Annotated in this window: 13 protein-coding genes; 7 read left to right on the top strand and 6 right to left on the bottom strand. The window is 68.0% G+C overall.

Annotated features, from left to right (window positions below; all coding sequences use genetic code 11):
• Positions 1-3: 3 nt before the first annotated feature.
• Together AB0J62_RS15385 and AB0J62_RS15380 are read left to right on the top strand one after the other, a co-directional pair.
• On the top strand, positions 4-2,130 hold the full coding sequence (locus AB0J62_RS15385) for a transglycosylase domain-containing protein (protein WP_363869926.1): 2,127 nt from the start codon (positions 4-6) through the stop codon (positions 2,128-2,130).
• A 7-nt stretch (positions 2,131-2,137) separates the two neighbouring features.
• On the top strand, positions 2,138-3,091 hold the full coding sequence (locus AB0J62_RS15380; protein ID WP_363869923.1) for a calcium/sodium antiporter: 954 nt from the start codon (positions 2,138-2,140) through the stop codon (positions 3,089-3,091).
• Here the strand turns inward: AB0J62_RS15380 and AB0J62_RS15375 are convergent.
• The 3 genes from AB0J62_RS15375 to AB0J62_RS15365 form a co-directional block, all read right to left on the bottom strand.
• Complete coding sequence (locus AB0J62_RS15375; RefSeq protein WP_134102197.1) at positions 3,088-3,423, bottom strand: hypothetical protein; 336 nt, start codon at positions 3,421-3,423, stop codon at positions 3,088-3,090. The two genes, AB0J62_RS15380 and AB0J62_RS15375, sit on opposite strands and share 4 nt — an antisense overlap.
• 68 nt (positions 3,424-3,491) lie before the next feature.
• Positions 3,492-3,716: a translation initiation factor IF-1 gene (infA, locus tag AB0J62_RS15370; RefSeq protein WP_363869919.1), complete on the bottom strand. Its 225-nt coding sequence runs from the start codon at positions 3,714-3,716 to the stop codon at positions 3,492-3,494.
• 2 nt (positions 3,717-3,718) lie between these two features.
• Positions 3,719-4,471: a GNAT family N-acetyltransferase gene (locus AB0J62_RS15365; RefSeq protein ID WP_363869916.1), complete on the bottom strand. Its 753-nt coding sequence runs from the start codon at positions 4,469-4,471 to the stop codon at positions 3,719-3,721.
• 236 nt (positions 4,472-4,707) lie between these two features.
• On the opposite strand from AB0J62_RS15365, the gene AB0J62_RS15360 reads away from it, so the two are divergent.
• Together AB0J62_RS15360 and AB0J62_RS15355 are read left to right on the top strand one after the other, a co-directional pair.
• Positions 4,708-8,133, top strand: coding sequence for an error-prone DNA polymerase (locus tag AB0J62_RS15360; RefSeq protein ID WP_363869913.1), 3,426 nt, complete (start codon positions 4,708-4,710; stop codon positions 8,131-8,133).
• Positions 8,134-8,189: 56 nt separating this feature from the next.
• Entirely contained in the window at positions 8,190-8,972 is a 783-nt protein-coding gene (locus AB0J62_RS15355; RefSeq protein ID WP_363869910.1) for a class I SAM-dependent methyltransferase, read from the top strand.
• Here AB0J62_RS15355 and AB0J62_RS15350 read toward each other — a convergent pair.
• Entirely contained in the window at positions 8,944-9,486 is a 543-nt protein-coding gene (locus AB0J62_RS15350; protein WP_363869907.1) for a hypothetical protein, read from the bottom strand. The two genes, AB0J62_RS15355 and AB0J62_RS15350, sit on opposite strands and share 29 nt — an antisense overlap.
• A 72-nt stretch (positions 9,487-9,558) precedes the next feature.
• On the opposite strand from AB0J62_RS15350, the gene AB0J62_RS15345 reads away from it, so the two are divergent.
• On the top strand, positions 9,559-9,999 hold the full coding sequence (locus AB0J62_RS15345) for an SRPBCC family protein (protein ID WP_363869904.1): 441 nt from the start codon (positions 9,559-9,561) through the stop codon (positions 9,997-9,999).
• A gap of 143 nt (positions 10,000-10,142) precedes the next feature.
• Here AB0J62_RS15345 and AB0J62_RS15340 read toward each other — a convergent pair whose 3' ends face one another.
• A complete protein-coding gene (locus tag AB0J62_RS15340) occupies positions 10,143-10,625 on the bottom strand; it encodes a MarR family transcriptional regulator (protein WP_363869901.1) in 483 nt (160 codons plus the stop codon).
• An 86-nt stretch (positions 10,626-10,711) separates the two neighbouring features.
• Here AB0J62_RS15340 and AB0J62_RS15335 point away from each other — a divergent pair, with 86 nt between their 5' ends.
• On the top strand, positions 10,712-11,284 hold the full coding sequence (locus AB0J62_RS15335) for an NADPH-dependent F420 reductase (protein WP_363869898.1): 573 nt from the start codon (positions 10,712-10,714) through the stop codon (positions 11,282-11,284).
• Positions 11,285-11,326: 42 nt separating this feature from the next.
• Here AB0J62_RS15335 and AB0J62_RS15330 read toward each other — a convergent pair whose 3' ends face one another.
• Positions 11,327-11,956, bottom strand: coding sequence for a LysE family translocator (locus AB0J62_RS15330; RefSeq protein WP_363869895.1), 630 nt, complete (start codon positions 11,954-11,956; stop codon positions 11,327-11,329).
• Between the two features lie 90 nt (positions 11,957-12,046).
• Between AB0J62_RS15330 and AB0J62_RS15325 the strand changes: the two genes are divergently transcribed.
• Entirely contained in the window at positions 12,047-13,360 is a 1,314-nt protein-coding gene (locus AB0J62_RS15325) for a BNR-4 repeat-containing protein (protein ID WP_363869891.1), read from the top strand.
• The last annotated feature ends 15 nt before the right edge of the window (positions 13,361-13,375 follow it).

Raw genomic sequence — 13,375 nt, 5'->3', positions numbered from 1 at the left:
GTTATGCGTGCCGGCAGGGGCGGTCGCAATTGGGCTCGGTCGTTGATCACGTTCATCGGCGTGAGCGTGCTGTCAGGTGCGCTGGCGGCGGGGTTCGTGGTGCCGTTCGCCGGATTCGCCGGACGCGGATCGGCTGACGTCGCGTCCTCGCTGCAGAACCTGCCGAAGGAGCTCGAGATCGATCCGGTGGCCGTCCGCAGCCGCATCCTGGCCGCGGACGGCACGCTGATTGCCACGCTGTACGAGCAGAACCGCGTCCCGGTCCCGCTCAGTGCGGTCAGCCCGATCATGCGCAAGGCGATCGTCGCGATCGAGGACTCGCGGTTCTACGACCACGGTGCACTCGACCTGAAAGGCACGCTGCGCGCGATGCTGCGCAACCAGACCGAGGGCGAGGTGCAGCAGGGCGGGTCGAGCATCACCCAGCAGTACGTGAAGATGAGCCTGGTCGAGAAGGCGCGGACCGCGGCCGAGCGAGCCGCGGCGACAGCGGTCACGTACGAGCGCAAACTGACCGAGCTGCGATACGCGATCGCGGTCGAGGACCAGCTGTCCAAGGACGAGATCCTCGAGCGGTACCTGAACCTGGCGAACTTCGGCGACGGCTCGTACGGCGTCCAGGCGGCCGCACAACACTATTTCCGGACCACGGCCGACAAGCTCACGCTCCCGCAGGCGGCGCTGCTGGCCGGCCTGGTGAAGAACCCGACCGGGTACGACCCGACGAACGACCTGACTCGCTCGAAGGCGCGCCGCGATGTGGTGATCAAGCGGATGCTCGAGCTCGGCGTGATCACGGTCAGTCAGGCCAACCGCGCGCTGCGGACGCCGGTGATCGACCTGGCCAGGGTCGAGCCGGTGCCGAACGGCTGCGCCAATTCGCGGTACCCGTTCTACTGCGACTACGTGGTCTCGCAGCTGCTGACCAACCCGGAGCTCGGGGCGACCGTGAAGGACCGCGACCACTACCTCAAGACCGGCGGCCTGCAGATCCGGACCTCGATCGACCCGCGGATCCAGGCGGCCGCGCAGGCGTCGATCGACAAACACAGCAAGCGCACCGACACCGCGGTCGCGGCGATCACGGTGGTCGAGCCGGGCACCGGGCTGGTCAAGGCGATGGTGCAGAGCAAGCCGTACGGCAACGGGCGCAACCACACGAACTACAACTACAACGTCGAGAAGGCGTACGGCGGGTTCGGCGGGTTCCAGAACGGCTCGACGATGAAGGCGTTCACGATCGCGGCGGCCCTGTCGAAGGGCTTCCCGATGGACTACCGGATCAACTCGCCGGAGCAGATCGACCTGCGGAACACGAAGTTCCGGACCTGTACGGGGACCACCCGCGATCCGACGTACCAGCCGAAGAACTCGACGCACAGCGGTGATCTGACCATGGTCGAGGCGGCCCGGTTCTCGACCAACACGTACTTCCTGCAGTTGTCGCAGCGGACCGGGCTGTGCGCGATCGCGAAGATCGCGGCCAAGCTCGGGATGTACAACGGCCAGACCGGCCAGCCGCTCGACCAGGTGGCGTCGATGACGCTCGGCGTCGGGTACGTGACGCCGTTGATGCTGTCGAACGCGTACGCGACGTTCGCGGCCCGCGGGATGTACTGCAAGCCGCTGGCCGTCACGTCGGTCCGGGACAAGTCCCACAAGCTGATCCCCGGGCCTGGCTTCGACTGCCGGCGGGCGCTGCCGCGCGCGGTCGCGGACGGGGTCAACCGGGTGCTCAGCCAGGTGATGATGCCGGGCGGCACCGGCGGCCATCTGCGTTTCGGCACTCGCGACATGGCGGGCAAGACCGGCACCATCCAGCAGAACCTGGCGGTCTGGTTCGCCGGCTACACGCCGAACCTCGCCGCCGCCGCGGTCGTCGCGGACGCCACTCTGCCGTACACCAACCTGATGTTCCGCCACACCCTGAACGGTGTGGACATCGCCGACCCGACCGGCTCCGGCACCGCCGGCCCGCTCTGGGAGAGCGCCATGCAGGGCGCTCTCCGCGGCCTGCCGGTCAAGCGTTTCGTGAACCCGCCGAGGAAGATGATCGGCAACCCGAACCCCACGCCTCCCGACTCGGGGAAGCAGAAGCCGACGCCCAAGCCCAACACCGCTCCCCGCTGAGTTCACGGTGCCGAGCGCCCTGCTGATCGTCGTCGGTCTGGTCGGGCTGCTTGGCGGCGCTGAGCTGGTCGTGCGCGGCGGGTCGGGGCTGGCCGTGCGGCTCGGCCTCACGCCGATCGTGGTCGGGGTGACAGTGGTGTCGCTGGGCACGAGCATGCCGGAGCTGGCGATCGGCGTCGACGCGGCCCGGCAGGGGAACGCCGGGCTGGCGGTCGGCAACATCGTCGGGACCAACCTGGTCAACCTGCTGCTGATCCTCGGTCTGAGCGCACTGATCAGCCCGGTCTCCTTCGACACCAGGACGCTGCGGTTCGAGCTCCCGCTGATGACCGGGGCTTCGCTGCTGCTCGTGGTGATCGCGCTCGACGGATCGCTCGGTACGTTCGACGGCATCGTGCTGGTGCTGTTCGGGGCCGGCTACACGTACGGCGTACTGCGGTCCGGACGCGGCGAGTCCGCGCCGGTGAAGGCGAAGTACGACGCGTCGTACGGCAAACCCGCCCGGACCTGGGTGGACGTGCTGTTCCTGATCGCCGGGCTCGCGGTGATCGTGGTCGGCGCGACGCTGCTGGTCGACGGGGCGGTCGACGTCGCGATCTCGCTCGGGGTGAGCGACGCGGTCATCGGGCTGACGATCATCGCGATCGGCACGTCCGCGCCCGAACTGGTGACCACGATCCTGTCGACCGTCCGCGGCGACCGCGACATCGCGCTCGGCAACCTGCTCGGCTCGAGCGTCTACAACATCGCGATCATCCTCGGGATCACGGTGCTGGTCGCCCCGGGCGCCGTCGACGTACCGTCCGAGGTCCTGGAGAGCGACCTCATCCTGATGGCCGCCGCAGCCGTCGCCTGCGTCCCCGTCTTCCTCTCAGGCCGCCGCATCACCCGCCTCGAAGGAGCCCTCTTCGTGGCCGCCTACGCCGCCTACCTGACCTGGCTCCTCCTCACCCGCGCCTAGAGCGGTCTGAGGTCGGTGCCCGGGACCCAGGCGATGTCGCCGTTCTTGTCCCGGACCCGCCCCAGCCACTCGCCGTTGTCCCGTATCCAGACGTCGAGCTCACCGGTCGACCACGTCGCCCGCTGAACCTTCTGAGCCGGCTCGACGTGCCGCACGGCGTCCGCCGGGCGTGGCCCGTGAGCGTCGTACTGCACGTCGAGATCAGAGGCCAACTCCCGCGCCTTCCCCTCGTCGTCGAGACCTGTCGCACGCCACCCGTTGACCGCCCCGTCCCAGACGCCGAACCCATTGGATCCGTCGTCGGACGGGCGAACCGTGAACCGACCAAGCATGTTTTCAGATTACCGCTTGATCGAACATATGTTCTAGTCTTGATCCCGACGGAGGTGTGTGAGATGGATCAGGTTCGGTAGCGGAAGATGATGCGGCCCCGGTTCAGGTCGTAGGGACTGAGTTCTACCAGGACGCGGTCCTCCGGGAGGATCTTGATGTAGTTCTTGCGGATCTTGCCGCTGATGTGCGCCAGGACCTTGTGGCCGTTGGTGAGTTCGACCCGGAAGTTGGCGTTGCGGAGGCACTCGACGACGGTGCCCTCGACCTCGATGCCGCCTGCTGCTCTAGGCATGATCAAGCCCTTCCCGGCCGGCTGATGAGTTCCAGACTGCCGCCCGTGCGTTGGGCGCCGAGCCCTTCGAACAGCGCCAGCGCGGCCGTGTTGGTCTCGTCGACCTCCGCTGTGGCTGCTTCGAAGCCGGCGTGATGCAGCCCGCTGAGAGTGTGCGTCAGCAAGGCGCGGGCGATGCCGTGCCGCCGCTCGGCGGTCAGTACTGCGACCAGCCCGATCCGCGGCCGCCGGGTCCTCGTCGCCACGCGGACCAGTCCGACGTACCGTCCGTCCCGCACCGCGACCGTGTACTTCGACGGGTCGAGTGGTCTCGTGCCGCCCTGCCAGGGCAGCACCTCCGCGGGCATCGTCTGCCAGCCGACAGTCGCCTCGACCTCCGCGCGGATCGCGCGGTCGAGCTCGCGCAGCGGAGCCTCGGCTGCGGTCGTGATGACCACTCCGGACGGCGCGTCCACCGGCGTGAGTTCAGTGGGTACGACGAATTCCGACTCGCGACGCTCGCGGGTGAATCCGGCGCGTTCCCAGTTGGCGGTGAGGTCGCGGTCGGTCTCGTCGACCACGGTGTACCGCGGTGCCGGCTGATCGGCCAGCATTGCGGCGGCGAGCCGATCGAAGACCGCGTCACGCCAGGTGTCGATACTCAGGAACGTCCTGCCGTCGAGCCGCCGCGAAGCATGCCCGCGGCCGACGACCAGGTCGTTCTCGATCGCGTGCCATTGATTCTCGGCGACACGCGAGAGCGTCAAAGTGTTCATAGGTGTTTCCCTTCGGGAGCCTGTCGTGGCGCTCCCGGCTGACACCTGTGTCAGTCGCCCGCCCGTGACCACGACAGGGGGAGCACCCATTGCTCTGCAGCGTTCATGGGGGCATCACCTCCTGGCGTGGTGTCACGGACCACGGCAAGGTACCAACCCGCTCATTGCGTCGGCCACTCATTTTGCGTGCTGTCGAACATATGTTCTAGTCTTGATCTCGACGGGAGGTGAGTGCGATGGGCTACAACAATCCGCCGATAAAGTGGTCGGAGCTGGAGCGCAAGCTGTCGGACCGCTCCCGCCCGGGCAGCCACGGCGGCCGGCCGGTGACGGGCGACGGCGGTGACAGCCCGGCATGGTCGCAGCATCGCGGGCCGTATGTCGCCGACACCGTCCACCGCCCAGAGCACGCCGTGCCGTATGCCGAGCTCCACGCCCACTCGAATTTCTCCTTCCTGGACGGCGCCTCCCAGCCGGAGGACCTGGTCGAGGCCGCGGTCCGCCAGGGGCTGCATGCGCTGGCGCTGACCGACCACGACGGGTTCTACGGCGCGGCGCGGTTCGCCGAGGCCGCAGCGGCGTACTCGATGCCGACTGTCTTCGGTGCCGAGCTGTCGCTGGGGCTGACCGGCCCACAGAACGGCGTGGCCGACCCCGAGGGCAGTCACCTGCTGGTGCTGGCGGAGGGGCAGGACGGCTATCACACGCTGGCCGGCGCGATCACCGAGGCGCAACTGGCCGGAGGAGAGAAAGGGAAGCCGGTCTATGTGCTGGAAGAGCTGGCTTCTGTTGGCCGCAACCATTGGCTGATCCTCACCGGCTGCCGCAAAGGCCTGGTCCGGCAGGCGCTGGAGCTCGGCGGGCACGCCGACGGTCCGGCCGCCGCGGGCCGTGAGCTGGATCGGCTGACCGCTCTGTTCGGCAAGGACCGCGTGGTGGTCGAGCTGATCGACCACCACCTGCCCGCGGACACCCTGCGGAACCGGATCCTCGCCGATCTGGCCGCCGACCGGGGCCTTCCGGTAGTTGCCACAAACAACGTTCACTACGCGACCCCGGCGAAGCACAAGCTGGCGGCGGCGCTGGCCGCCGTGCGGGCCAGACGCGACCTGGATTCGATGGACGGTTGGCTGCCACCGAGCGGGATGGCGTTCCTGCGTTCGGGGGCGGAGATGGCGGCCCGCTTCCGGCGGTACGACGGGGCCGTGGCGCGTTCGGTGACGCTGGCCGACCAGCTCGCGTTCGACCTCGCGCGGGCGAAGCCGAAGCTGCCGCTGCGCGACGTACCTGATGGTCATACCCCGATGTCGTGGCTGCGGGAGCTGACGTTCGCCGGCGCCGCGAAGCGGTACGGGACTCGTGAGCAGCGGCCGGATGCCTACGAGCGGCTGGAGCGGGAGCTCGACGTCATCGAGGAGAAGGGCTTCCCGGGGTACTTCCTGATCGTCGAGGACATCGTCCGGTTCGCGCACGACAACGGGATCCTCTGCCAGGGCCGCGGCTCGGCGGCGAACTCGGCGGTCTGCTACGCGCTCGGCATCACCGCGGTGGACAGCATCCTCTACAACCTGCCGTTCGAGCGGTTCCTGGCCACCACCCGGGCCGAGGAGCCGGACATCGACGTCGACTTCGACTCCGGCCGGCGGGAGGAGGTGATCCAGCACGTCTACGAGAAGTACGGTCGGCACAACGCCGCCCAGGTGGCGAACGTGATCTCCTACCGCCCGAAGTCCGCCGTCCGCGACATGGCGAAGGCGCTGGGGTACTCCGTCGGTCAGCAGGACGCCTGGTCGAAACAGGTGGACGGCTGGAGTCCGGAGATCACCTCGACCGAGCACGACATCCCGCCGCAGGTGGTGTCGATGGCGACCGAGCTGCTGAAGTTCCCGCGGCACCTCGGGATCCACTCCGGCGGGATGGTGCTGACCGAGCGTCCGGTCGGCGAGGTGGTGCCGATCGAGCACGCCCGGATGGAGAAACGGACCGTCCTGCAGTGGGACAAGGACGACTGCGCGTGGATGGGGCTGGTGAAGTTCGACCTGCTCGGGCTCGGCATGCTCGCCGCGCTGCAGTACTGCCTCGACATGGTCCGCGAGCAGATCGGCGAGTCGTGGGAGCTGCACACGATCCCGCGGGAGGAGGCCGGCGTCTATGACCAGCTCTGCCGGGCGGATTCGGTCGGAGTGTTCCAGGTGGAGTCCCGCGCACAGATGGCGACGCTGCCGCGGCTGAAACCGCGACGGTTCTACGACCTGGTCACCGAGATCGCGCTGATCCGCCCCGGCCCGATCCAGGGCGGCGCTGTGCATCCGTATATCCGCCGCCGTACCGGGGAGGAGCCGATCACCTACCTGCATCCGAAGCTGCGACCGGTGCTGGAGCGGACCATGGGCGTGCCGCTGTTCCAGGAGCAGCTGATGCAGATGGCGATGGCGGTCGGCGAGATCGACGGTGACGAGGCCGACCTGCTCCGCCGGGCGATGGGGTCCAAACGCGGCATCGAGAAGATCTCTTCCCTGAAGGACAAGCTGTATGCCGGGATGGCGGGCAACGGGATCACCGGCGACCTGGCCGACGAGATCTACGAGAAGATCGAAGCGTTCGCGAACTTCGGGTTCGCCGAATCGCACTCGATCAGCTTCGCGCTGCTCGTCTACTCCAGCACGTGGCTTCGGCTGCACTACCCGGCAGCATTCCTGGCCGCACTGCTACGCGCCCAGCCGATGGGGTTCTACTCACCACAGTCCCTGGTGGCCGACGCCCGCCGCCACGGTGTCGAAGTACGGCGTCCGCACCTGCATCTCTCGGGCGTCGACGCGGGGCTCGAGTTTCTGGTCGACGGGCAGGAGCGCACCGGTCCGACCGGGTCGCCGGACTGTCTGGCGGACCCGCAGCCGTTGGTGGGTCCGTTCGATCCGAAGGCGCCGTTCGACAACACCGTGCATCGCCGGGACGGTGTGTTCGCGGTCCGACTGGGGCTGTCCGAAGTACGCACGGTGGGGGAGAAGGGCGCGAAGCTGATCGTCGAGGAGCGGGAGCGGGGCGGCCCGTTCACCGAGATGGCCGACCTGGTCCGGCGGACCGGGATCACAGCGGCTCAGGTCGAGGCGCTCGCGACAGCTGGGGCGTTCGACTGCTTCGGACTCGACCGGCGGCAGGCGTTGTGGGAAGCGGGCCGTGCAGCCGAGGAGCGCCCCGGTCAGCTGGCCGGCATTACCGCGGCCGGTCCGCCGCCGACGCTGCCCGGGATGAGCGACATCGAGGCCGACATGGCCGACCTGTGGTCCACCTCGATCACCACCACCAGCCATCCGATGGAGCGCGTCCGCGAAAGACTCCGCGCCGAAGGGATCCTGTCCGCCGCCCAACTCCGCGAAGCCCCCGACGGCGCCCGCGTCCGGGTGGCCGGCGTCGTCACCCACCGCCAACGCCCAGCCACCGCCTCCGGCGTCACCTTCATGAACCTCGAGGACGAGACCGGCATGGCCAACATCGTCATCACCGTAGGCTGCTGGCACCACCACGCCGCCGTAGCCCGCAACGCCGCCGCCCTCATCATCCGAGGCCGCATAGAACGCGCCGGCGAAGTAACCAACCTCTCCGCCGAACACCTAGAACGCCTCCCCCTAGCCGCCCGAACCAAATCCCGAGACTTCCGCTAACCCCACCCACCCACGTCGCGACTGCGCGGCTCCGGTTGGGTCGGTAGCGTCGGGGGATGGATGAGGGTGAGCGGTTGGTTCATGCGTCTTCGTTCGGGGTGGCGGCGGGGGCTTATGCGGCGCATCGGCCGGACTATGCGCGAGCCGCGGTGGGGTGGGTGTTGGAGGGGGCGCCTGGGGGACGGGTGCTTGATCTTGGGGCCGGGACAGGGAAGTTGACGGCGACGTTGGTGGAGTTGGGGGTCGACGTTGTTGCGGTTGAGCCTGATGCGGGGATGTTGGGGGAGTTGCGACGGGGGCTGCCGGGGGTGCGGGCGTTGGCGGGTAGTGCTGAGGGGATACCGCTGCCGGACGGGTCGGTCGATGTGGTGGTGGCCGGGAATGCCATGCACTGGTTCGACATGGCTGTTGCTGGGCCGGAGATTGCCAGGGTGCTTGCGCCTGGTGGCGTTCTCGCCGGGTTGTGGAATGTCGTGGACGACCGAGTCGACTGGGTTGACGGGCTGGCTCAGGTGAGTGGGAGTGCGGCGATCGGTCCGCGTGATACGCCTGCCAGTTGGCGGATGCAGGCGGCCGGCATACACCTTCCGGAAGCGTGGTTCGGCGAGCCGGAGCAGGCGGAGTTCCCGCACGGGCAACGTCGTACGGCGGACTCTCTCGTCGCGACGCTCGCCACCCGCGCGGGCATGTTGGTGATGTCAGCTCAGGAACGCAACGCCACACTGGCCCACATCCGCGCGTACCTGGCGACCAGACCAGAGACCGCCGACGGGGAGTTCACCCTGCCGATGCTGACCGCAGTACTGCGTGTCACGCGGCTCCGCGGGGTTGGCGGTTGAGGATGCGGCGCAGGCGGTTCAGGGCCTGATCGGTGAACAGGCCGGTCAGCGCGCCGGTCAGGACCAGGACGGCTACGCCGGCGCTGGAGGTGGATTCGTCGCCGATGCTGATCAGGCCGGTGTTGACGGCGATCACGGAGACGGCGGCGAGCAGCGCGGACCACAGCGGACGCATGATGTACCACGCGACCTGGTGATTCGCGCCGGTCGTGCGGGCGAACGTCATGCTCTGCTGGATGACGCTGCCGACCGCACCCGCCGCGGCGCCCACGATGAGCAGGCTCATGTTCAGGGTGATCGCGAAGTCGACCGGCCAATGAGCCGACCGGCTCGCGACCTGGTGTGGCCCGACGGCCTCCTGGGCTGCGACCAGGTGTTCCGCCAGCCCGTACGCCGCGATGAGACACGGCAGCGCGACGACAGCCTGGGCGATGTTGATCGTGACGATCAGCCGACGGTGAGAACGCCGTACGGTCCTGGTCCGCCTCCGATGTGGTTCGACTGTGTTGCTCATGGCAGTTCCTCCCCTTAATCAGACGGAGTCACCGGCGACCCGCTGCGATACATGAGACGTACAGTGCGAAGCGTGGCTGTTGATGTGGTGACCGAGGTCGTGATCGAGCGGCCGGTGGATGTGGTCGCGACGTACGTCGGGGATCCGTCCAACGCGCCGGAGTGGTACGCGAACATCGAGTCCGTGGACTGGCAGACCGAGCCGCCGGTCGAGGTCGGATCGCGGATGGACTTCGTCGCGCACTTCCTGGGCCGGCGGCTCGCCTACACGTACGAGGTCGCCGAGTTGGTTCCTGGTCGCCGCCTCGTGATGCGCACAGCCCAAGGGCCGTTCCCGATGGAGACCAGCTACGAGTGGTCGGAGACAGACGGCGGCGCGACGCGGATGACCTTGCGGAATCGCGGCGAGCCGAAGGGATTCGCCGGGGTCGCAGCGCCGTTGATGGCAGCGTCCATGCGGCGGGCGAACACGAAGGATCTCGCCCGCCTCAAGCAGCTACTCGAAACGCGCTGAGATCTCTCAGCCTGCCCGCGACTCGGACAGGTGCGGGGCCAGCAAGGTGAGTAGTTGGGTGTGGGCCTCGGGGGAGGCGGAAGCGAGCAGGCCGGGGTGGTGGAGAAGATCTCGTGGGTGAGAGGCTGGGCCACCGCGGCAGGTCAGCGCTGGTACAGCTCGCTGAGATGGCCCTCCGGGTCGACCGACTTCAGGATCGCTCCGGTGATGTCGGCCAGTTGCGCGATCTGCTCACGCGTGAGTACGTCGATGACGTGCCGGCGAACCGTTGCCACATGGCCGGGCGCGGTCGCGCGGATCTTCTTCCAGCCGGCGGCGGTCAACCGTGCATTCGTCGCCCGCGCGTCCTCCGGACAGGGGAACCGCTCGACGATTCCGCGATCCTCCAGCCGCTTCACGACGTGTGACAGGCGGGGGAGGGTCGCGTTCGTTCGCTGGGCCAGCGCGGTCATCCGAAGAGTGCGCTCCGGCGCCTCGGACAGCATGGCCATCACGAAGTACTCGTAGTGGGTCAGCTCCGCGTCGCGCCGCAGTTGGGAGTCGAGGACGCCGGGCAGAAGCTCGAGTACGGCGGCCAGCCGCAACCACGCGGTCATCTCCGTGTCGTCCAGCCATCGAGTGCTCATCTGAACATTCTGGCAGCAAAAGGTTGTAGCTACAACTTTTCTGGGCTACCGTGATGGTTGAACGCACAACCAAAAGGAGCTTGAGCATGACGCACGTCAGCATCATCGGAAGCGGCAACATGGGGCAGGCGATCTCGTCGGTCGTCGCCAAGGGCGGCAACTCCGTCGAGCTGTTCAACTCCAAGGACACGGACAAGCCGGTCACCGGCGACGTCGTGATCCTCGCGGTGCCGTACCCGGCGATCGCCCAGGTCCTCGCCGATCGCGCCGACCAGTTGAGCGGCAAGGTCGTCGTCGACATCACCAACCCGCTGAACTTCGAGACGTTCGACTCGCTGGTCGTGCCGGCGGACGGTTCGGCGGCGGCCGAGCTGGCCGGGAAGCTGCCGGACTCCAAGGTTCTGAAGGCCTTCAACACGACGTTCGCTGCGGCGGTCGCGTCGGGCCAGGTGGGTCAGGTTCCGACCACGGTGCTGATCGCGGGCGACGACGCCGACGCCAAGGCCCAGTTCGCCGGGATCGTCAGCGCCGGCGGGCTGAAGGCGGTCGACGCCGGATCGCTGAAGCGTGCCCGCGAGCTCGAGGCGCTCGGGTTCCTGCAGCTCACGCTCGCGGTCGGCGAGAAGATCTCCTGGACCGGCGGCTTCGCCCTGGTCTGAGGACCCGACCTCTGAGCACCTACAGCAGCAACTACAGCAGCATTAACGCAGGAATGCGAGCCGTACGCCGAGGCCGATGAAGATCCCGCCTGTCGCCGTGTCGATCCGGCGGCGGGCGGTACGCCGGGAACGCAGCCAGCCGCCGATCCGCCCGGACAGCAGGCCGACCGTGCCGTCGACGAGGAACTCCAGCACGATCAGGATCGCGCCGAGTACCGCGAACTGCAGCCACACCCGACCGTGCTCCGGCACCACGAACTGCGGCAGGAACGCGATCGTGAACGTCACCATCTTCGGGTTCAGCAGGTTCGTGGTCAGGCCGGTGAGGTATGCCTTCCGCCCCGACATCGCCGCGCCGGCCGGCGCATCGCCGATGGCGTCGTTGCGGTGCCGGATCATCTGCACCCCGAGATAGATCAGGTACGCCGCGCCGGCGATCCGTACCGCGGTGAACGCGATCGGCACCGCCGCGAACAACGCAGCCAGCCCGGCCGCGGCCACGGCGACATGAACAGCCTCACTCGTGGCAACCCCCGCTGTCGCGAGCAATCCGGCCCGCGGACCGCTGCGCATCCCACACCCGAGGATGAACAACATGTCCGGCCCGGGTGTGATCATCGCGATGGTCGTCGTCAGCAGAAATGCGAGCAGAAGGTGCTGGTCGATGGGCATACCTCGATCGTCGCACAGCCATCGGACAATTCTGGCCGGATCTGGGCAAACGCTTTCCTCATTGATTCAACGATGAAACACTGGGCGACCATGGATGCGCCTCGAGTGATCAATGACAACGGTGCTTGGTGCTGGTTCCAGGACGAGCGGGCCTTGGTCGATCCGGAGAGCGGCCTGCTGGTCGCGGGTTCGATTGCCGCCCCGGAGGGTCCCGGCGGCGACGAACGGGCCGGCAATGTCGAGCTGACCGTCGTGGAGCTGCAGTCAGGCGCGAGCGAGGTCGTCGTACTGCATGAGCAGTTCGAAGCCGACGATCACGACGTCCCGGCGTTGTGGCGGCGGCGGGACGGTCGTTGGCTGGCGGTGTACACGAAGCACAAAACCGACGACCTGACTCGGTGGCGAATCAGCGAGCCCGGCGATCCGCGCAAGTGGGGGCCGGAGCGGACGTTCGACTGGAGCGAGTTCACGGGCGGCCGCGGCGTCACGTACTCGAACCTGCATGAGCTCGACGGCCGCCTCTACTGCTTCGCCCGCGCGGTGAACGACGACCCGTGCGCGCTCGTGTCCGACGACGAGGGCGACACGTGGGAGTACGCCGGCAAGCTGTTCACGCGCCCGAAGGTCGGATACGTCAACGGCTACACGCGTTACGTCTCGACGCCCACGCGCGTCGACCTCATCACGACCGACCATCATCCGCGCGACTACAACAACTCGATCTACCACGGCTATCTGGAGGGTGGTGCTCTGCACCGGACGGACGGCACGGTGGTGGACGCGAGAGCGCTCGACGCCGACGCGCCGTCGCAGGTGGAGCTGACCAAGGTCCTCGCCGCGGACTCGGTCTGGGACGGCGAGCCGATGACGCACTGCTGGACCGTCGACATCCGCCGCGGCGATGACGGCTCGCTCGCGGCGGTGATGCTCGCCCGTCACGACGTACCCGAGAAGCCTGAGGATGCGTTCGCTCGGCAGCACCCGGTGCCGGATCATCGCTTCTTCTACGCACGGCTCGCGCCCGGCGGCACGTGGCAGGTGCAGCAGCTGGCGAAGGCCGGCCACGGTCTGCTCGTGCACGAGAACGACTACACCGGCCTGGTCGCAATCGACCCGTACGACCTCGACTCGCTCTACGTGTCGACGCCGATCGACCCGCGCGACGGCGCCGCACTGAAGCACCACGAGATCTTCCACGCTCGCATGAGCCACGCCGGGACGACCGGGACAGCCGGGACGACATGGACGCCAGTGACCGAGAACTCCACCGTCGATAACCTCCGGCCGATCGTCGCGCCCGGCGATCCGGCGCGCATCCCGCTGCTCTGGTTCCGCGGCGAGATGACGGCCTCGCAGCACTATGCGTGTGAGGTCGTTCTGCTGGATCGCCCGCGACAGACATAATAACAAGCGGTACCA

The organism is Kribbella sp. NPDC049584 (genome assembly GCF_040675555.1).
Taxonomy (GTDB): domain Bacteria; phylum Actinomycetota; class Actinomycetes; order Propionibacteriales; family Kribbellaceae; genus Kribbella.
The sequence above is the reverse complement of the archived record's forward strand: the minus strand, read 5'-3'. Positions and strand labels throughout refer to the sequence as shown.

What these genes read in the sequence shown, in the direction of transcription:
- AB0J62_RS15385 (WP_363869926.1), top strand. Translation starts at nt 4, where the DNA reads ATGCGTGCCGGCAGGGGCGGTCGCAATTGGGCTCGGTCGTTGATCACG.
- AB0J62_RS15375 (WP_134102197.1), bottom strand. Translation starts at nt 3,423, where the DNA reads ATGCTTGGTCGGTTCACGGTTCGCCCGTCCGACGACGGATCCAATGGG.
- infA (WP_363869919.1), bottom strand. Translation starts at nt 3,716, where the DNA reads ATGCCTAGAGCAGCAGGCGGCATCGAGGTCGAGGGCACCGTCGTCGAG.
- AB0J62_RS15365 (WP_363869916.1), bottom strand. Translation starts at nt 4,471, where the DNA reads ATGAACACTTTGACGCTCTCGCGTGTCGCCGAGAATCAATGGCACGCG.
- AB0J62_RS15360 (WP_363869913.1), top strand. Translation starts at nt 4,708, where the DNA reads ATGGGCTACAACAATCCGCCGATAAAGTGGTCGGAGCTGGAGCGCAAG.
- AB0J62_RS15355 (WP_363869910.1), top strand. Translation starts at nt 8,190, where the DNA reads ATGGATGAGGGTGAGCGGTTGGTTCATGCGTCTTCGTTCGGGGTGGCG.
- AB0J62_RS15350 (WP_363869907.1), bottom strand. Translation starts at nt 9,486, where the DNA reads ATGAGCAACACAGTCGAACCACATCGGAGGCGGACCAGGACCGTACGG.
- AB0J62_RS15340 (WP_363869901.1), bottom strand. Translation starts at nt 10,625, where the DNA reads ATGAGCACTCGATGGCTGGACGACACGGAGATGACCGCGTGGTTGCGG.
- AB0J62_RS15335 (WP_363869898.1), top strand. Translation starts at nt 10,712, where the DNA reads ATGACGCACGTCAGCATCATCGGAAGCGGCAACATGGGGCAGGCGATC.
- AB0J62_RS15330 (WP_363869895.1), bottom strand. Translation starts at nt 11,956, where the DNA reads ATGCCCATCGACCAGCACCTTCTGCTCGCATTTCTGCTGACGACGACC.
- AB0J62_RS15325 (WP_363869891.1), top strand. Translation starts at nt 12,047, where the DNA reads ATGGATGCGCCTCGAGTGATCAATGACAACGGTGCTTGGTGCTGGTTC.